Origin of the sequence: Butyrivibrio sp. NC2002 (genome assembly GCF_000702265.1) — a bacterium.
Taxonomy (GTDB): Bacteria; Bacillota; Clostridia; order Lachnospirales; family Lachnospiraceae; genus Butyrivibrio.
In genome coordinates this window covers 68515-87083 of the sequence record NZ_KL370882.1, presented here as the reverse complement: position 1 = coordinate 87083, position 18569 = coordinate 68515, and the positions used below count along the sequence as shown (strand labels likewise).

Annotated in this window: 24 protein-coding genes; 17 read left to right on the top strand and 7 right to left on the bottom strand. The window is 38.4% G+C overall.

Going from position 1 to position 18569, the window contains the following annotated elements; genetic code table 11:
• From T543_RS16690 to T543_RS14340, 9 genes are all read left to right on the top strand, one after another.
• A complete protein-coding gene (locus T543_RS16690; RefSeq protein WP_081830099.1) occupies window positions 1-135 on the top strand; it encodes a hypothetical protein in 135 nt (44 codons plus the stop codon).
• Between the two features lie 209 nt (window positions 136-344).
• Entirely contained in the window at window positions 345-791 is a 447-nt protein-coding gene (locus T543_RS14375; protein ID WP_035769777.1) for a hypothetical protein, read from the top strand.
• Window positions 792-900: 109 nt separating this feature from the next.
• Window positions 901-1785, top strand: a complete 885-nt coding sequence (locus tag T543_RS15465) for a helix-turn-helix domain-containing protein (RefSeq protein ID WP_051638815.1) — start codon at window positions 901-903, stop codon at window positions 1783-1785.
• A gap of 409 nt (window positions 1786-2194) precedes the next feature.
• A complete protein-coding gene (locus tag T543_RS15460) occupies window positions 2195-2716 on the top strand; it encodes a helix-turn-helix domain-containing protein (RefSeq protein ID WP_051638814.1) in 522 nt (173 codons plus the stop codon).
• A complete protein-coding gene (locus T543_RS14360; protein ID WP_051638813.1) occupies window positions 2703-3170 on the top strand; it encodes a hypothetical protein in 468 nt (155 codons plus the stop codon). The genes T543_RS15460 and T543_RS14360 overlap by 14 nt, the downstream gene beginning before the upstream one ends.
• 339 nt (window positions 3171-3509) lie before the next feature.
• Window positions 3510-4451 (top strand): C39 family peptidase, encoded by a 942-nt coding sequence (locus tag T543_RS14355; RefSeq protein WP_051638812.1) that lies wholly within the window; start codon window positions 3510-3512, stop codon window positions 4449-4451.
• Window positions 4452-4467: 16 nt separating this feature from the next.
• Window positions 4468-5136 carry a hypothetical protein gene (locus T543_RS14350; RefSeq protein WP_155843310.1) on the top strand — a complete coding sequence of 223 codons (669 nt, stop codon included), beginning with the start codon at window positions 4468-4470 and terminating at the stop codon, window positions 5134-5136.
• A 21-nt stretch (window positions 5137-5157) separates the two neighbouring features.
• Entirely contained in the window at window positions 5158-5820 is a 663-nt protein-coding gene (locus T543_RS14345) for a hypothetical protein (protein WP_035769771.1), read from the top strand.
• 406 nt (window positions 5821-6226) lie between these two features.
• Window positions 6227-6772 carry a type III toxin-antitoxin system ToxN/AbiQ family toxin gene (locus T543_RS14340; RefSeq protein ID WP_035769968.1) on the top strand — a complete coding sequence of 182 codons (546 nt, stop codon included), beginning with the start codon at window positions 6227-6229 and terminating at the stop codon, window positions 6770-6772.
• A gap of 139 nt (window positions 6773-6911) precedes the next feature.
• Here the strand turns inward: T543_RS14340 and T543_RS14335 are convergent, their stop codons facing one another.
• Complete coding sequence (locus tag T543_RS14335) at window positions 6912-8048, bottom strand: MATE family efflux transporter (protein ID WP_035769768.1); 1137 nt, start codon at window positions 8046-8048, stop codon at window positions 6912-6914.
• 213 nt (window positions 8049-8261) lie between these two features.
• On the opposite strand from T543_RS14335, the gene T543_RS14330 reads away from it, so the two are divergent.
• The 6 genes from T543_RS14330 to T543_RS14310 all read left to right on the top strand — a co-directional run bounded on the left by T543_RS14330 (window position 8262) and on the right by T543_RS14310 (window position 11803).
• Entirely contained in the window at window positions 8262-8762 is a 501-nt protein-coding gene (locus T543_RS14330) for a GNAT family N-acetyltransferase (RefSeq protein WP_051638811.1), read from the top strand.
• A 13-nt stretch (window positions 8763-8775) separates the two neighbouring features.
• Entirely contained in the window at window positions 8776-9252 is a 477-nt protein-coding gene (locus T543_RS14325; protein WP_035769767.1) for a GNAT family N-acetyltransferase, read from the top strand.
• Window positions 9253-9631: 379 nt separating this feature from the next.
• Window positions 9632-9799 (top strand): hypothetical protein, encoded by a 168-nt coding sequence (locus T543_RS15955; RefSeq protein WP_155843308.1) that lies wholly within the window; start codon window positions 9632-9634, stop codon window positions 9797-9799.
• A complete protein-coding gene (locus tag T543_RS15455; RefSeq protein ID WP_051638810.1) occupies window positions 9796-10398 on the top strand; it encodes a VanZ family protein in 603 nt (200 codons plus the stop codon). Before T543_RS15955 ends, T543_RS15455 begins: the two co-directional genes overlap by 4 nt.
• Window positions 10395-11093, top strand: coding sequence for a leucine-rich repeat protein (locus T543_RS14315; RefSeq protein WP_035769760.1), 699 nt, complete (start codon window positions 10395-10397; stop codon window positions 11091-11093). Before T543_RS15455 ends, T543_RS14315 begins: the two co-directional genes overlap by 4 nt.
• Complete coding sequence (locus T543_RS14310; protein ID WP_035769759.1) at window positions 11090-11803, top strand: leucine-rich repeat protein; 714 nt, start codon at window positions 11090-11092, stop codon at window positions 11801-11803. The genes T543_RS14315 and T543_RS14310 overlap by 4 nt, the downstream gene beginning before the upstream one ends.
• Window positions 11804-11841: 38 nt before the next feature.
• Here T543_RS14310 and T543_RS14305 read toward each other — a convergent pair whose 3' ends face one another.
• Complete coding sequence (locus T543_RS14305; protein ID WP_035769757.1) at window positions 11842-12225, bottom strand: hypothetical protein; 384 nt, start codon at window positions 12223-12225, stop codon at window positions 11842-11844.
• Between the two features lie 131 nt (window positions 12226-12356).
• Between T543_RS14305 and T543_RS14300 the strand changes: the two genes are divergently transcribed.
• Together T543_RS14300 and T543_RS14295 are read left to right on the top strand one after the other, a co-directional pair.
• Window positions 12357-12557 carry a hypothetical protein gene (locus T543_RS14300; RefSeq protein WP_051638809.1) on the top strand — a complete coding sequence of 67 codons (201 nt, stop codon included), beginning with the start codon at window positions 12357-12359 and terminating at the stop codon, window positions 12555-12557.
• A 447-nt stretch (window positions 12558-13004) separates the two neighbouring features.
• The gene (locus tag T543_RS14295) at window positions 13005-14081 is read left to right on the top strand and encodes a tyrosine-type recombinase/integrase (protein WP_035769755.1); all 1077 of its coding nucleotides are present in this window, start codon (window positions 13005-13007) and stop codon (window positions 14079-14081) included.
• Between the two features lie 64 nt (window positions 14082-14145).
• Here T543_RS14295 and T543_RS16685 read toward each other — a convergent pair whose 3' ends face one another.
• From T543_RS16685 to floA, 5 genes are all read right to left on the bottom strand, one after another.
• Window positions 14146-14226 (bottom strand): hypothetical protein, encoded by an 81-nt coding sequence (locus tag T543_RS16685; protein ID WP_442856100.1) that lies wholly within the window; start codon window positions 14224-14226, stop codon window positions 14146-14148.
• Between the two features lies 1 nt (window position 14227).
• Window positions 14228-16324 carry a heavy metal translocating P-type ATPase gene (locus tag T543_RS14290; protein ID WP_035769754.1) on the bottom strand — a complete coding sequence of 699 codons (2097 nt, stop codon included), beginning with the start codon at window positions 16322-16324 and terminating at the stop codon, window positions 14228-14230.
• A 6-nt stretch (window positions 16325-16330) separates the two neighbouring features.
• Window positions 16331-16582 (bottom strand): DUF6110 family protein, encoded by a 252-nt coding sequence (locus T543_RS14285; protein ID WP_197023978.1) that lies wholly within the window; start codon window positions 16580-16582, stop codon window positions 16331-16333.
• Window positions 16583-16844: 262 nt separating this feature from the next.
• A complete protein-coding gene (locus T543_RS14280; protein WP_035769753.1) occupies window positions 16845-17579 on the bottom strand; it encodes a LytR/AlgR family response regulator transcription factor in 735 nt (244 codons plus the stop codon).
• 23 nt (window positions 17580-17602) lie between these two features.
• Window positions 17603-18568 carry a flotillin-like protein FloA gene (gene floA, locus T543_RS14275; protein WP_035769752.1) on the bottom strand — a complete coding sequence of 322 codons (966 nt, stop codon included), beginning with the start codon at window positions 18566-18568 and terminating at the stop codon, window positions 17603-17605.
• Between the last annotated feature and the right edge of the window lies 1 nt (window position 18569).

The window sequence follows — 18569 nt, the reverse complement described above, 5'->3', positions numbered from 1 at the left end:
GTGTGGTGGATTCACTTTCCTTATGGGGATAAGGATGTTGAAAAGAGAAGACCTGCTATAGTTGTAGATGATGATACTATTGCTATTTTAGCAATGTATGTTACAAGTAAAGATAAAGATAATCCATATAAATAGCATAAACAGAATAAAACTAGCATATATGGGATAGGAGGAATAGTTTATGTACTTTGTTTCTTGGTGTATGGAATTGGCTCAGACTTACTTGATGATGGAAGAATAATTTGTATTTTATTGCCACCGTTTTATGGATTTATTATTACTGCGATTTTGCTTCCTATTAAATTTCGTTTGGCTTAATTTGAAAAGATTAAAGAGACAGAAAAATGATTATAGATTTCAATGGGACAGTTGTAGATATTGATGTAAAAAGAACCAGGAAATTTTACTATTCAGACAATTCCGTGGAGATAGACTGTATGTGTGATGGATGCAGAAACTTTATAAAGTTTTGTGATGTAATGCCACAAGAAGTCGCTGCATTTTTCGAGAAGATAGGGGTAGTTCCTAAGAAAGTATGCGAAACATATTGGTTTTGCCAAAAGAATGGAGGAAAAGGTATTTTTGGTGGAGGCTTTTTCCATGTATGTGGGGAAATAATTGAGAGGGATAAGGAGCAGAAAGGAATAGAACTGGCCCCGGACTTTAATGTATATGTGGAAGGGGAAGTTGATCTTGTTGAAGATGGGTTCCCAGATCCTATAGTACAGATAGGAATGATTTTTATACTTCCGTGGCTGCTTGATATTGAGAATACATATGAGGCTGAATAAAGTACTTGTGAAATGCGGATGGAGAAAATCACAGTATTTAAGCCTGTTCTCGCTACAGTAGATTGAAGTTTTTGCTTGCTCGTATGAGAATGAAATTGGAGGGACAACCATGGACAAGCAAAAAACAGGTCAGGTAATCAAAGATGCAAGAATAAAGAAAGGATACACCCAGGCTGAACTGGGGGATATCCTTGGAGTAACCAACAAGGCTGTTTCGAGGTGGGAAAAAGGAGCCAGTTTTCCTGATGTTGGTGTAATTGAAAATCTTGCAAATGCTCTTGATATCAGTATAGAAGAAATTGTCGTAGGCAGCAAAAATCAAATGACCACGGAAGCTGCTCTTAATGAACTTCTTAAAACATTAAAAATGCAGCGCAGGCAGAAAGTAAGGATGCTTCTTAGGGCGTTTGTTTCTATCATTTATGGAATTATTATCATCATGGCTGGCTATGGCATATTCCATGGACCGTCGATTTTCCCACTTTATGCAGATTTTTATCCATTAATCCTTGCTATCATGGCTGCTATGGTCATATTTATGATGATTTCTTCGAGAGGGAAGCTCTCAATGAGGATTCTATCCAGGCCAGATCTTGCAAGATTTGCAGCTTCCCTAATAAGCGGAGTATATAGCTCTCTTATGTTTGGCTGGTGCATCTTAAAGATCATGCATGGTGTGATGCCTTTTGGTATGGAGCCTGTGCAGGTTGGGCCATTTATTGAAAAACAGTTTCTTGTAGTTTTTCTATTGAATCTTCTGATCATTTCAATTGAGATTTTCAGGAGCATAAAGGATGACGTGAGCTTTCCGGTTACTGCATATGCCTCACTCGTAGTACTTAACCTGGAGCTGATATATGAGGCGCTGCTTAGTGAGCTGACTACTGGGGACGTATTTATTTATGTTTTTGCTAAATATACAGCTATAGTTTACGGTGCACTTATGCTTGTGTTGGCTATTCGATATAAAGTGAATGGAAGAAAAAGATTGTAGGCTACATTTAATAATCCGCAATAAGTGAGTTTTTAATACTTTAATTTTCTGATAAGATTATTGAGGGGAATATTTTTACTGGAGAAGGCATTGGGGGATGAAAACATTATACTGGTTACATTTATTATGATTAGCGTAGGCTGCCATGTTGTTATGGCAGTCTTGTTTTGATTAAGGAATAGAAAATGTTAAATATTATGTACTTATGTACGCAATCAGCTTTTATTACTGTGTTGATTGTTTCCTATTTTATTATAAGTTTTTGGAAAGAATGATATTTTTCTTAAGAGCGTAGGTCCATAAATATCAGAAATTTAGCTGGTGCAACGTGTTTTTACATGCATGTTAACCTGCATTGCTAGCTTTATTATAGGATAGTCAATAACATTGAAGCATAAGGAGGCTCCGAATGAAGACATATGAAAAACTAAAAGAAATCAGAAAGATTTCAGGAATGACACAAGAGGAACTTGCCAATAAGCTCAATGTATCAAGGCAGACAATTTCAAAATGGGAAAAGGGATTATCTGTCCCGGATTTAGAAATGGCAATTAGTTTCTGCGAGGTCTTTCAGATTTCCTTGGATGATTTATTTAAGGAGGGAAAAATGGAAAAAAGTAAAACTATATCACTTGAAGACATTATACAGGTTAATAAGCGGAATCAACGTAATCTAATTATGTTCATGAGTAGTGTCTTTTTCTTACTGATAGGTTTATTAGCATTGATATTCATATTTGCGATTAGGTATACAACATTAAATATTGAATACATTCTGTATAGAGCTATATCTACGGGCGAATATGCAAATGTTTCTTTAGAAACTACACCATTTTTTATTCCAGCAGTTATATTGATTGCTATAGGTGGAATTATGCTTACTATTGAATTAATAAATATCTTGAAGGAGAAAAAGAATGAAAATATATAAACTCTTAGCAGTAATATTACTGATGATTATAATTTCTGGTTGTGGAAACAAGAATAATGGTACATATGAGGAAGCTGGAATAATTGCTAATTTGGGTGATGATGGTGCCTATGCCTTTCTTGAAATGAAATATCCTGAAAATGTGTTAGTTACAACAGAACATGTTTATGATGCAGGTATTGAAAGCTCAGCTGCTGTTCAATGCAAAGTCTATTACTATTATAACAATGAGGTGAAAGACTTAGGAACTATAGAAAGTCTGAGCACAGCATATCCGCTCTCTTTTACAGAGGACGCTATATGGGCTGGAGATAACACTGGAGTAAAAAAGTATATCATAAAAAAAGGTGAACTAGAAGAAACGGCTGCTGAAACTGGTGAATATGAATCATCGCAAGTTATTCATTTTGGATGTGGTGCAGCTGATTGTGTAAACTCCATTATTAAAAAATGAATAATAGATAAGCCTTGTTGTAAGTTACGGCTTCTACAAGGCTTTGTTATTACATAACTGGTTAAAACAATGGTATGGAAGGCATTTAAGTATGAAAAAGGGGATAATAAAGCGTATAAAGACAGATTGCTGACCTGGTAAGGACCACAACCAAAGCATATCAGGATGATGGAGCCATCACTTCTATCATTGCAGAAGAAGCCGGCGCATATTTTGCAGACCAAAAGAGCGCTGAAGAAGTAGCCGGTATCATTCAGAGCAGGGTTTCAATATACCTGAGTGAAAATTCGTGATGGCAAAAGTAGAAAGAGCTAGGGATTCGTATTGAAGAAGATTTTATTGGGGATTATTAAACTTATTATTTTTCAGGCTGCCATTATGGGCAGCCTTATCTTAGTTGATTGGATATTTATGCCGCTTTGGCTTACAGATACAATCGCGTTTGCTTTACTTGGAATAGGGTCTATTCTTTTTATAGTTGCAGGTGTTTTCAGGTCAAAAGCAAAGGGGCAAAACAATGAAAACGTACAGCGTGATGCTGAGGTTAAGCCGAGAGTTCATAAAACTAATAAGCGTAAAACGGTATTAGTAGCTGCTTTTACACTTGCTATTGTAAGCGCTGTTTTATTTGTGGGCGTTACATGTTTTCATAGAAAACCGGTGATAGAAACTGTTCCTGAGAATGTAGTGGAATTTGGTGAAAAGTATCCTGAAGCAAGGGAATATGTACAGGATTTCATGGAGCTTAAGGACGTAGATTTTGACATGGATGTTACTGCAGATATGTCCGAGAAGAGGATTCCGCTGTTCATTCAGTGGGACAAGCGATGGGGTTACCGTGACTATGGCGGCAATTATATAGGCGTGGCTGGCTGCGGACCGACATGTGTTGCAATGGTTGCCTGTGGATTAAAGCAAGATGCATCAATAAATCCCTATGTTGTTGGAAACTATGCAGCGGAGCAGGGACTATACACATATGGTCAGGGAACATCCTGGGATATCATGACAACAGGAGCTGAGCATTATGGGCTTACTGTATCTGACGGAAGTGTTTCAGCAGAATATATAAGAGACAATCTTTCGGATGATTCCCCTATGATATGCTCGATGAAGCCCGGGGATTTCACATATACCGGACATTTCATTGTTCTGACAGGGATCGATGAGAATGGGCTAGTGACTGTAAATGATCCTAACAGTCCTAAAAACAGTGCTAAGAAATGGGATGTGGATACGCTGGTTTCACAGATGAAGAGTGTATGGATGTACAGATTATAATTTTTAAAGGGTGCAAATGATGGAAGAACAGAAAGAATATGAAGATCCAGAAATCATAGGTGGCGCTGATGGGCCAACTACCATATTTTTTGCAGACAAAACACATAAGCCAACGTTTCAGCAGAGAATACAGAGATTTATCAACAGAACAAAAAGGCATCTCATCGAGAAAAAAATAGTACCGGGAACGCATACTATTGAAGAGATCGAGGAGTATCTGAAAAGCAGATATGGTTTTGTTGAAGCGGATAGGACGGATTCGCTTTTTATTGAAGAATATGAGCAGATGCGTACGAGTTTTCTTTTCGAGCACAGGCCGGATCTGGTAGAAGGGCAGGAAATTGATTTTGATCTTGATCCATCAGAGGACTCTGCGGTGATTATGAGAAAGCTCCAGGAGAAATCTGATAAAGAGCGTGAAATAGCTGAGAGTATACCTAGGGAAGTGTTTGATATCGATTACCATAGATACATCAAGACAGGAAAAGATATCAATGATTCAATGGATATCATAATTGAGCGCAACTACGCCTATTTTGGCGGCAATGCCCAGGGGAGTAATGGTTATATCAGAAAGTGGCGTAAAATCTATAAGGATGTCTATAAATACTATGGGGTTTCAGAAGAGGATATCAAAAATAAGACACAGCGATATAAGGATCTGATTTTAGAACTCAGTATGTAAGACAGAGTGGAGATGGTATATATGAAGAATAAATGTTTTCCGGTGGTATGTGCATTGGCTCTGATATTGGCGCTTTCTGGATGCGGAAACATGGTGACAGAAGAAATAGTTGTAGATAATAATCTGACAATCGATTTTTCAAAAATATCAAAAGTTACGTTCCTTTCTTTTGAGGATCCTAATGTTTCTAAATCCATGTATAGCCACGAAATGGTTAATACGCTAAATGATTATTATAAGTATAACTGGATGTATGAGGCAGCTTTTCGGGCATACAGAACTGTATCTGAAAATAGTGATCAGTATAAAAAGCAGGCAGCCAATGTGTCGATAGATGATTTTATCGAAGAAAAAACTGGACATTATGTCATCGCCAATTACAGCGAAAATGAAGCCTTACCTGGACTAACCGGAAAGTATAAGACTATGGTGTTTGATGCCGAGACAGGTGATTTCTGGTGCGGAACGGATGAGCATAATCTGAATGTATATAATAAATGTCAAATTGAGGACTTTCGCGCAGATGGGAGTCTGCTGGAAATAATAGAAGGAAAATGGAAGTTCCCAGAGTATGATAATGTTGTTGAATATCTGTGCTGCGCCGGATGGATGGGCAGAGAATATGCAGAAGAGGAGCTTAGAGATATTGAATATTTTGAATATCTGGAGTCCTTGGGTGAGTAAACTAATCGATTATTAGAGGTTTGCTTGATACTACTGCTGAAGAACGTGGCTGGATTGATGCATACACAAAGTTAGCGCATAGCCGTTTAACGGCAATAGGGGAATGTAATCACGTCTAACTATAATGAAAATTATTTGTGTATTTTTGATATTGCAACATATGTTTGGAGATGTTAGTATTTAGTTACATCGAAGAGATGTATTGGTTTCCTTACCAAGCGAAATGGGAACTTTATCAGATGGGAGCCCCACCATATAAAATAATCGGGAGCTTTATCAGATGGGAGCCCTACCATATAAAACAAATGGGAACTTTATTAAGACGGGAGCCCTACCGGCGAAAAGGATTTTTACGAGCTGCGTCATGCGACGTAGCTCGTTATTTGTTATTAAGGAGCATGATTACTTGAAGAAACTGAACTTTTACTACATAGACTTAAAATATATCAGGGATTTGTCCAATGCGGATGATAATGTTATGTCTATATCTCCGCAGAGAGGAAAGGAGAACAGGCCATTTGTTGGAGTTGTTGTACTTCTCAATGGCAGGCATTACTGTATACCACTTACTTCGCCAAAACCTAAATTCCAGAACAAGAAAAGTCAGGTTGATTTTATCAAAATTTTTGATGATAGTAAGAAAAATGAGGATGGAACAAGTAAACTTATAGGTGTTCTTAACATCAATAATATGATTCCTGTTATAGATAGCGTTATACAGAAAGTGGATTTAACAATACACACGAATGATGCTGTCGAGATTAAAAATCATAAAGAACTTATGCAAAAGCAGCTAAAATGGTGCAGAGATCATGCTGATACGATCGAGAATAGGGCAAACAAAGTGTATGATCTAGTGACAAACAAGCCAGATAAAAATAGAAATTTGGTGAAGAGATCTTCTAAGTTTGCAGAGTTAGAGAAGATAGCAGATAAGTTTTTGAAAAAATGACTTATGTAACCACATTCATAACAAGTGGTTGCTACCGGATAATATCAACAAAATGTCAACAAAAACTTCTAAAAAGCCGTGGAATGAGTGGAATAATTGGAATATTTATACCAAATATTCCATCAAAAGAACCAATCGACTACAATATATAGATGATTGGATTGACCTGACATGGTATGTTCAGTATCTGCACTGAAAGTGCGAACACAACTACTGGTATGGCTTTTTCCAAAATTTCGAACTGGTCAGTAATAATGCCGCAGACCTGGCTTGGGAAAATGACTGTAATTACTAAGATTACCGCATAAATCAAAACAGCTATCATTGCGGAATACTTAGGGTAACGGTTACATGCTTTTCTATCTGTATCAGAACTATATGCCTGACCTACTAAAGTCATGGTTGCTCCTGCATAAGCATACATAATGGTTGTCAGGGCAATAATGATCGCATTAATCACTGAATAGGTGGCATATAGTACGGTGTTGTATCTTGATATTATGGCACCTATTACAATTACGAAAATTGTATTTTCAACAAAATCCTGCCCTAACAGAGGAATAAATAATCCCATAGTTTTCTTAAGGATATCCCCATTGATTTTAAAGCTGTACTGGAAGTCGCTTTTCTTAATAAAATAGAAAGCATATATTATTATTTCTACTACAAGTCCACAAATGGTTCCAATAGCAGCTCCGGATCCTCGGAGCTTAGGCAATCCAAATTTTCCAAATACCAAAACATAATCCAGGACAAAGTTTACAGGTAATGATGCACTGGTTGCTATTAAAGCAATCTTAGGTTCCATAATGTTCTTAAAGAAGCCTGACATAACAAAGCATATCAGGTTGATGCCGATGCTTAATCCTGCAATCACCAGGTAACTGTATGCCTCATTAAGGATCCCATCAGACACTCCATAGATTGCATGTATGAGGCCTTTTCCAAAGAAAATTGCCAGTACCTCTGCTACAACTCCGATCAGAATTGATATGGTAAGTATTGTATTAAAAATCTGAGCGGATGTTTTTTTATCCTTCTGGCCTATGCTTTTGGCAAAAAGAATGGTAAAAGCAACTGAAATAGCGCCAAGATTTCCTATCACCTGATATATGATATTTGCAGATATGGAAACAGCGGTATACCCATCTACATCAATACGTCCTACGATTGCTTCGTCAGCAATGGTAAAGATAGTTGACAGGATCATGGAAAGTATTCCGGGAATAGCCAGTTTGTTTATCTTTTTTAGTATGGCAAGTTTTGGTTCGTTCATTTATAACTCATTTCTTTGTGTATCATTTTTCAATCGTGCAAAAGCACGATTTGAATTTTATCATGAAATTGTTAAAATACAAGATTTTTCATTTGATCTGTACACAAGCTGCAGGATTATTTCTGAGGGCTTTTTCTGATATATTAGATGTATGTCTTTACCATTTCGGTAAAAGGCATATAAAGATTGTAGGGAGGGGTTGAAACCTGATATATGGAAAATATTACACGCATAGAACCTAAGGATTATGACTATGTTCTTAAACTAAATGAAGAAAATGTCGATGTCCTGATACCTACGGACAGAGGAGAACTGGAATACCTTGCAGAAAGAGCAGTGCTCTTTCATGTTATCTATGTAGATGAGAATCCTGCCGGTTTTATCATTGCCTTACGAGAAGGTCTTGAGGACTATGATTTCAAGAGTTATAGATGGTTTAAAGAGCGGTATTCCAAATTCCTTTATATAGACAGAATTGTTGTAGATAAAGAATACTGGAAAAAGGGTATAGGACGTAAGTTATATCAATATGCATTTGATTATGTTAAAGAAAATGACATAGAGATAGTGGCTGCTGCGATTACTACTGTTCCTTATAACAAAGAGAGTCTGGCTTTTCACGCAAAGATGGGATTTACTGAAGTAGGAGAGCAGCTTATCCGTGGAGGTACTGTCAAAATATCACAACAAGTTAAGAAATTAAGAATTGTGTAAGGGAGATTATGGCATGGGAATCATAATAAAAGCGATGGAAACAGACAGTGAGAAAAAGGGTAAAGCATATGTGCATTGGAAATCCTGGCACGAGGCCTATGAAAATATTGTAAGCAAAGACTATTTGAACAAGCTCACGCTGGAGAAGTGTGAGGAATGGGCTTTTCAGTGGCCTGAGAATACATATGTTGCTTTGGATGGGGATAAGGTTGTTGGATTTGTCTGCTACTTTGGAAAAGGCAAAGATGCTCCGGGAGTTGGAGAAATTAACGCTATCTATGTTTTATCAGATTATTATGGCACCGGAGTTTCTAAGAAACTCATGGATGTAGGTCTTGAACACCTGAAAGACTATCATACAAAAGAGCTGTGGGTACTTAAGGACAATCCTCGAGCTATCAGCTTTTATAAGAGATATGGTTTTAAAGAGGATGGGACACAAAAAGAGATTAAGAGTCTTGGTGCTACAGAAATAAGAATGGTTAAATAGTTATATGATGATGGGTACCGGTGTTTTAGCGGTATCTTATTTTTCTTTCACATGCGAAATCTTATTTCATAGTGCAGATGTAAATTATTACAATCTGGGCGTTAATTATTACAATTACCATTTTCAAGCGTATATGCAAGAGATGTATATGGACATAGTGCATAGGAGAAATGGATTATTACAAAAAGGTAAAGAGGGATCCTTGTCATTAATGAAAAGTATAAAGAGTCTTTCATTATAAGTGATAGTTGATTATTTTTGAACATAAGCTGACATTTTTGAAGTCAGCATTATTTTTTGTCTTTGACAGTATCTGATGCAGACTTTTTGCTAGCATTTTTAAAAATAACTACTATAATCTAAGGAGGATATATGGGTCATGAAGAAAGTATTGGGGATAATAATCGTAACAACGCTACTTATTTTATTGATGCCTTTTTGCGGAGCATGTAGTAGTGAAAGCGAGACAACTTCAGATCCAGGAACAAGTCTGGAAAACGTGGAGGAGATTACCTTGCCGGAAGTGGGGTGGTTTACAGTTTTATGAGTATTACTAGCAGAAGTTGGGAGAGAATATTTTATGCTGGATTGTTCGTCTTCACATTTATGGTTTTTGTTTCTGTATTATTTTTCCGCGTAGAAATTATCTTTTTTAGAAAAAGAATTTCCAATAAATGGCAGATGGCCAAGAATGCCATTTTCATTTCATACATTGTTGTTTTACTAAGAATTACCGGATTGGCTGAAATGAAGTTAAGCCTATATACATTACGTATTGGCGGATATATGAGAAATCTTGTCCCATTTGAAAACATTTGCTTGTCGCAAGCGGTGGCAAATATTATACTTTTCGTTCCTTTGGGATTGTTAGTACCAATAGTATTTACCAGGAAAAGATGGAGTTTGGTTTCAATTTTTATACTTTCTTTCATGGCAACGCTGATTATTGAAATTATACAGATGAGTGGCGGACGCTACTTTGATGTGGATGATATCATCATGAATGTTTTAGGCGGAATTATGGGATATCTGAGTCTGGAAGTGTGGGATTTAACAGTAATAAAAAAAGATGTCCCGAAATCAGAAGGTGAAACGTTATTAATATGTAACGCATATTTTAAAAATATAAAGGAGATGTTGGAATGAAGAAAAGTTTATTTGCTATGGGGGCAGTACTGGCTATGATTGCCATTTTTATTGTGCATCCTATAAAGTCTACTGCGGCCGACTACTACGATTATTATGGGGACAACCTGCCGGAAGGGGCAGAATTTGCGTATGAGTTTTGTACTTATAGAGTACTAAAGCCTGCAACGATACACTCATATGGAGAAGTGGAAATTACCGGATTTAATCCTACTCCGGATGAGGAGCTAACCGACACATATCCATATCCGTTTGAAACGGTTGATGTTATAGGGGATATAGATGATTTTTGGGATTTTCATGTAGTTGGGATAGCGGATAATGCCTTTAAGAACAATCAGTATATTAAACAGGTCAATATTACAAATGTCGATAAGTTCAGATATATAGGAAAAAGTGCATTTGAAGGATGTACTCAGCTTAGAAGTTTTAACTATTATTTTGCGTCAGGACTTACTAAGATTAAAGCAAGAGCTTTTTATGGCTGTAGCGAACTGAGTGAAGTTATGTTTGATAAAAGTGAGTTGGAACGCGTAGGCAAAAAGGCATTTGCAAAAACGAAGCCTAAACTCAAGTTAAGAGCCTATGACATCAGTCCGAAGCAGCTTGAAAAGACTAAGAAGTTGCTTACAAAAGCAGGTGCTAAAAAGGTATGTTTCAAGAAAAGAAAAAAGTATTGGAGTGACAAAAAATGAGTATGAAAAAAATATATTGGTATTTGATGGCAGTTTTAGCTATGGTTTTTTCATTTAATATATATTCAATAAATGCATGTGCCGAGACATATGTCTCAACAGGTGAAGAGGTCAGTGCTGATCACCTCATGAAGGGAGACGAATTTATATGTGAAAAATATGATCTATTCAAATTCAGGGTTGTAAAAACCGCAAGTGAATCTAAAAATAAGTACATACAAGTTGAAATAACAGGATTTAATCCTTCTCCAAAAACAAAATATGCAAAAAAGAATTATGAAAATGTAGCTTGTGAAGATTATTACTTAGAAGACTATGAGATTGTCGGAATAGCTGATAATGCCTTTAGGGACAACCAGATGATAAAAAAGTTTATAGTCTATTCTGCTCCTTTAAAATATATAGGAAAAAGTGCATTTGAAGGATGTACAAATCTCAGGTACTTTTCTATCAGCGATACTGATAGCCTTAAAATGATCAAGGAAAGAGCTTTTTATGGCTGCAAATCCATGTATAAATTTGAGTTAAAAGGAAATAAATTAAAACGAGTAGGTAATGATGCCTTCAGAGATACAAGATCTGTTATGATGAAAATTGTTGGTTTTGATATGAACTCGAAGCATATGAAAAAGTTGAAGTCATTATTCAAGAAGGCTGGTGGCAAGAACGTTATAGGTAGACACTTTAAACCTGCACGATGCCTCAAGTAATGGATTGAGGTGTAGCTTAGGACAACGGCAAATACATTTTAATCATCAGAAGAATCATCATTTCCCCCTATGATTTCTTCTCCTTCATCGGTGTTTTCGTCATAAAATGAAGCTGCTCCACTACTATAGGTCAGGATTCCCCTCCCCCTAACATAGGCCATGCTCCCTACTGTCTTCTTAGAGTCTGTCTCTGTAAGCGGTTTTTCCCATATAATATTCCCTTCTGCTGAAAGTTTTACAATAGTAGAAGTAGTGTTGTCAGCACGAAATTTTTCCGAGTAGGCAATCTCTTCCTCATTTTCATAAGCTTCCAGCCAATCATCGGTGTAAACTGTCTTTACCAGATACAGATTTTCGTCTTCGTCAGCTGTCATCTCACAGTACGCAATATTATAGGCAGCTTGAAGCGGAAGCTCAGTCACAGCTCCAGAAATCTACTATTCCCTTTGATTATTCTTACATCATTGGTACATATTCTCTGCATCATCTAACAGATGAGCAGAAGGTTTCCTTTTTTACAGGGTTACTGTCTCAATTAAATGAAGATGGAAAATTGCTTATCGGTGATGTTGCCTTCAAGACTAGAGTTGAACTTGAAAACTGTAAGTCAGAAGCGGGAGATGAGTGGGATGAGGATGAAATATATTTTGTGTTAGATGAAATTAAAAAGTCATTTCCACAAGCTCAGTTTGAGCAAAAATCTTATTGTTCAGGAATCATTACCATAAAAAATAGTGAAGCGAGGCAGATTTAAATATATTCGCAAAGCAGAAAAGAAAGACCTGTCTATCATCCTTTTCGAGCGCATGTTCAGATGTAAAAAACGAAGATCATTATAGAGATAATTTAGAAAGCGGATATGAAAAGTACCAAAAGGGTGAAAAAATGACTAGGGAAGAATATAATGCAGTAAAGAATTTTAATGAATGGAAGGATAAACAATGCGAAAAATCGTACAACGATTGGGATAACTAATAAAAAAGGATTTAGTTGAACGATAGCCACGATGGTCGATTCTAACCTAACGCGGCTTATTTTACATATTAATAGCCCGAAAGTCGCGATTAATTCTTCAATTTAGGAAAAGCATGATATTATATCTGTTATTTCTATGCGTAATATTTTAGTTTTGCGCAAGCAAAGTGCAAATTTTATGATATACTATATATGACATCGATTTTCCCATGAAAAGAGGCTGTATATGGCAAACAATATTGTTAATTACTCAGATAGGATAAATGAATTACTTGATAAAATGCCGGATTTTGTCACGGATTATATTTTTAATTTCAGAGATTCTGATAATCCGTCGACCATGCTTCAGTATTCAAGGGATATCTATGATTTTCTCAGTTTTTTGGTCTATAATCATGCAGATTTCGATGGATTAGCCATAAAAGAAATTACTCTTGAAGACCTTTCAAAACTAAAAGCCCTGGATATAAACAGATACCTTACAAGGATCCGCAGCACCAGAGATCGCCGATATAAAAAGGTCAGAACTGATATTAAGGAAAAAAATGAGGTGCCGCAGAAACATAATGATTCTACAGTAAAACGTCTTAGAGCAACGCTCTCATCCATGTTCAGTTATTTTATAACAAGCGGAAAACTTGCAGCGAATCCGGCAGCTGCCACAAGGCAGAAGAAACTTGCAGAGAAAAAGCTTATTTACCTGACAAATGAGCAACAGGCAATGCTGCTTGATGAAGTAAGATCCGGAGCTAATCTGGCAGGAAAAGCAGCTGCGCATCACGAGCGTTTTGTCGTAAGGGACCTTGCAATGATCCTGCTGCTGCTCGACACAGGGCTTAGAGTATCGGAGATGCTTTCTACGGATATTGGAGATTATAATTTCGATGATTGCAGCGTACTTGTCATAAGAAAAGGCGGGGATCAGGACATAGTCTACTATTCTGATGAGTGTGCCGCATGTTTGCAGGAATATTTTTCAGCTCAGCTTGCCAAATATGATATGGACAGTGACCATATTCCGGCATTTACAACCCTAAAAGGAGAACGCCTGGGAGTAAGAGCTGTGGAGATTCTTGTCAAGAAATATGCTGTTGCAGGGCTTGGAAGTACCTTAGGGCAGACAATAACACCGCACAAGCTTAGATCCAGCTTTGCGATGAGTTTTTATGCTGCAAGTGATAAGGATATACTGCTGCTTAAGGAAAAACTCCATCACAGCAGTATAAATACTACAAATATCTATGCAAAAGCCGCTCCCGGAAAAAAAGCTGATACCCGCAATTTACTTCAGGGATTAAGGTGAACTACCCATCCCAAAGATCATATATGGACCTATTCCAAACAATGGTAGCATTTGCCCATCCTTGTTATTGCTTCTTATACCCCGTATACATCGTTAACAAAAAACATATTACTGTTGCCCATGCAAAAAACTTATGACACTTCATTTTATCTCTCTCTTTCTGCATCTCTCTTCAGATTTGTCATACTATGAAGCCCTAACGCTATTGTTGAGCCATTATGGAGCATTGCACTTGTTGCAGGTGTTATGGTTCCCAAAAGTCCAAGTCCGATCAGGCCCAGATTAAATCCAACAACGAACCGATAGTTAAAATGAATTCTACTCATCAGAAGACCGCTAAGTTCTTTCAGCGTAATAAGCTTATACAGGTCATCCTCTGATATCATTACATCTGCAATCTGGCGCGCGAGCTGCGCTCCTTCGCTTATGGCGATTCCGCAGTCTGCTTCTGATAATGCCGGAGAATCATTTATTCCATCACCAATCATTACAACTGTATGTCCCTTAGCTTTTTCCTGCTGGATAAATCCGGCTTTTTCTTCCGGAAGTACCTCTGCATAATATGAGTCAACGCCAACATTTTCCGCTACTCTTTTAGCGATATGCTTTGAATCTCCGGTCATCATGACAATGTTTTTAAATCCAACTTCATGGAGTTTTTTAATAACATCAACTGCTTCTGGCCGCAGCGGATCTTCCAGGCATATTACAGCAGACAGCTTGCCGCCCATGGCAAGGAACAATCTTGAGTAGCGTTTGGAAATTCCATCCAACTTATCCTGCTCACCATCCGGAACCACGCATTTCTCGTCTTCCATTACAAAGTGCCAGCTACCTATGACGACCTTCTGACCATCTATATCTGAAGCAATTCCATGTGCAACTACGTATTCCAACTTGCTGTGCATTTCGTTATGCTCAAGCCCTCTGTGTGCCGCTTCAGCAACAACTGCATTAGCAATGGAATGGGGATAATGCTCCTCGAGACAGGCCGCTATGCGAAGCATCTCATCCTTGTCGTTTCCGGAAAAAGTTACTACATCCACAACCTTTGGCGTAGCCATAGTAAGAGTTCCTGTCTTGTCAAAGACTATGGTGTCAGCATCTGCAATAGCTTCCAGAAATTTTCCACCCTTAACAGTAAGATGGTTGTCCTGACACTCACGCATCGCGGACAATACAGTTACAGGCATTGAAAGCTTTAACGCGCAGGAAAAATCAACCATAAGTACAGATAACGCCTTAGTCACGTTTCTTGTTATCAGATACGCAAGAATGGTTCCGCCCAGAGTATATGGTACCAGTCTGTCTGCCAGGTGCTCAGCCCTTGATTCCACCCCGGACTTCAGACTCTCAGACTCTTCAATCATCTTAATGATTTTCTCGTATCTTGTTGCCCCGGATGCCTTCTCAACCTTAAGGACAATATCGCCCTCCTCTATGACTGTTCCGGCATACACATAGGCGCCTTCTTTCTTCTCAACAGGGATGCCTTCACCCGTCAATGTTGCCTGATTGACCAATGCTTCTCCTGACACTACAGTTCCGTCCAGTGGAATAACGCTGCCTACTCTCACAGAGATTTCATCTCCGGGAACTATCTGACTAATGGGAACCTGTACCTCACCCCTGTCTTTTTTTAGCCAGACCTTATCTGACTTAAGTGCCATGCTCCTGGCAAGATCATCTACTGACTTTTTATGTGTCCACTCTTCCAGCAGATCTCCAACACCAAGCAGGAACATAACTGATGAAGCTGTCTGATAATCCCCCGTTAAAAGAGATACCGTTATAGCTGTAGCATCAAGTACAGAAACCTCAAGCTTTTTATGCTTAAAAAGACTGACAAGACCTCTGTATATGAATTTGGTAGCCATGATCCAGGCTTTTATCCTTCTGATAGGTGATGGCAAAAAGAGCCTGCATCCATAATGAAGAATCACATTGCTGATAAGCTTCTCCTTATAAGAAGCCATGAGTTCTCTTCCGGTATTCTCCGGTACAAGAGCCTTAACACCTTCCGCATCGGCATCAAAACTACAGATCCCGGAAAGCAACTCATCCCGGTTACCCCTGTAAACTACCACTGCATCGGCACTTCTCTCGTAGACGGTTGCTTTTTCCACGCCATTAAGAGAAAGCAGATAGTACTGTAATCTATCTGCTTCTTCAAAAGAAAAACGTCTTTGGGGCATGGAAAAGCGAATACGACCTCTTATCTCATGTTTAATGACAATTTTCATATTCAATTATTCTCCAACTACAGCCTCGTCTTCCTTTGACTTACGCTCAGCATTGATTTCTTTTGCTTCTGCAAGGATGTCGTCACAGTTCTCATGGACCTTGTTTGCAGTGTCCATCACACAGTCTTTTGCCCTGAGTACAGCAGCAGTAGTATGTGTATAACATTTCTTTGCATCTTTACTTGAAAGCACCTTTACACCGGCTGTTCCAAAAAGGACTCCACCCAAAAACCAAACACAATGATGCCAATTCTTCATAATAATCATCTCCTGTTCAATATTTTTTGTCTTAATGCAAAACAAACAAATGCAGAATCCTCCCACATTTGTTTGCTTCTTTAGTTTATCACAATCTGATAAATACCAGAATATAGTGTAATTGATAAATTTTCTCAAAAAGCTATTCTCAGCATTACCGTTATCCGTTGTTCCTTCAGATAGTCAAAGCACTCTTTGATATCTCTGCCTTCTGACATTCATTTCCTCCGATCACTATCTCTCATCCCTTGAAAAGATATCCCTAAAACACAAGCCTTTGCTTCATTTCATTATATTTTTCCCATGTCATAAGCGCGGTTTCATCGGTGCCTTTAAGAGTTACTGTATATGTCCACCTGCCATATACTTCAAGCTTTTTGACCGCTTCTACTCTTATGATATATGACTTGTGACACCTCATAAATTTGTCAGGGTCAAGCTTATCTTGGATAGAGGATAGAGACGCAGATGTAAGGAAGATCTCGTCCCTAGTCACTATTCTGCAGATGCCATCGGTACGCTCTATCATTATGATATCCTTAGTATCTATGAGGTTTATCTCTTCCTTGCCACGAATAACCAGCTTTTCATAGCCCGCTTCATTTTTTGCCCCGGCAGGATCAATTTCTTTTGCTGGCATCATACTCTTCATCCTGCTAAGGGTCTTACCTATCCTCTCGAGATCGAAGGGTTTGACAAGATAGTCAAAAGCGTAGATTTCAAAGGCATTAGCCATATACTCGCTGTGGGCTGTTGCAAAAACAATCTTAACCTTAGGGTCCACCTCGGTAATGGCCTTGGCACAGTCAAGACCGCTTTCGCCGGAAAGATCAATATCCATAAAAACAACATCGGGGCGAAATTTGATAAAGTCGCTGATAGCCGCAGCAAAATTCCCGCAAGAGGACACAACTTCACAGTCGGAAGTCTTCTCAATCATCTTTTTCAAGATGTCCCTGATCTTCTGTTCATCCTCAACTATCATTACTCTTATCATTTCTTCTCCCCTTCAATATGCGTTTAATTCTTGTCCTTCCTGGTGTCAACATATTCAGCAATACTGTTGCCGATGTCGTTTTTCATCTTGGTATCTGCCTGAACGTTCTTAAGATTGTAATAATCAAGCACTCCAAGGTTTCCTGATCTTAAAGCTTCTGCCATGGCTCTTGGAATATCTGCTTCTGCCTTAACAACCTCTGCCTTCATCTCCTGCTCAAGGGCTACTGCCATTGCTCTTCTCTCCTCTGCCTTGGCCTGAGCAATCTTGGTGTTGGCCTCTGCCTGAAGGCTCTGCAGGTTAGCACCGATATTTCTGCCAATGTCGATATCTGCTATATCAATTGACATGATCTCATATGCTGTTCCTGAATCAAGCCCCTTTTCAAGAACAACCTTTGAGATGTCATCGGGATTTTCAAGAACACTACTGTGCGTTGTAGCCGAGCCAACAGTAGTTACGATACCTTCGCCGACTCTTGCAAGAACCGTTGCCTCTCCGGCGCCTCCGATAAGCTGGTCGATGTTGGTTCTGACAGTAACGCGTGCCTTAACAAGAAGCTCTATGCCGTCTTTGGCAACTGCTGAGATCTGAGGCGTCTCAATAACCTTGGGAGTTACGCTCATAGTAACAGCTTCAAACACATCACGTCCTGCAAGATCGATTGCCGATGCCTGCTCAAAGGAAAGATTCATGCTGGCCCTCTCTGCCGCTATAAGTGCATTTACTACACTGTCTACATTTCCGCCTGCAAGATAATGCGCTTCCAGCTGATTGGTTGTCACATCGATGCCAGCCTTTGTTGCTTTGATAAGAGGGCTTACTATCTTGGCAGGTCTAACCCTTCGAAGCTTCATACCGACAAGAGAAAAGATACTTATCTTTACTCCGCTGGCTACTGCCGATATCCACATTCCTACCGGGATTATCGCAAAGAATGCAACTACTAATATGATTACAATTGCCGCAATTATTATAGGTGTCATCATT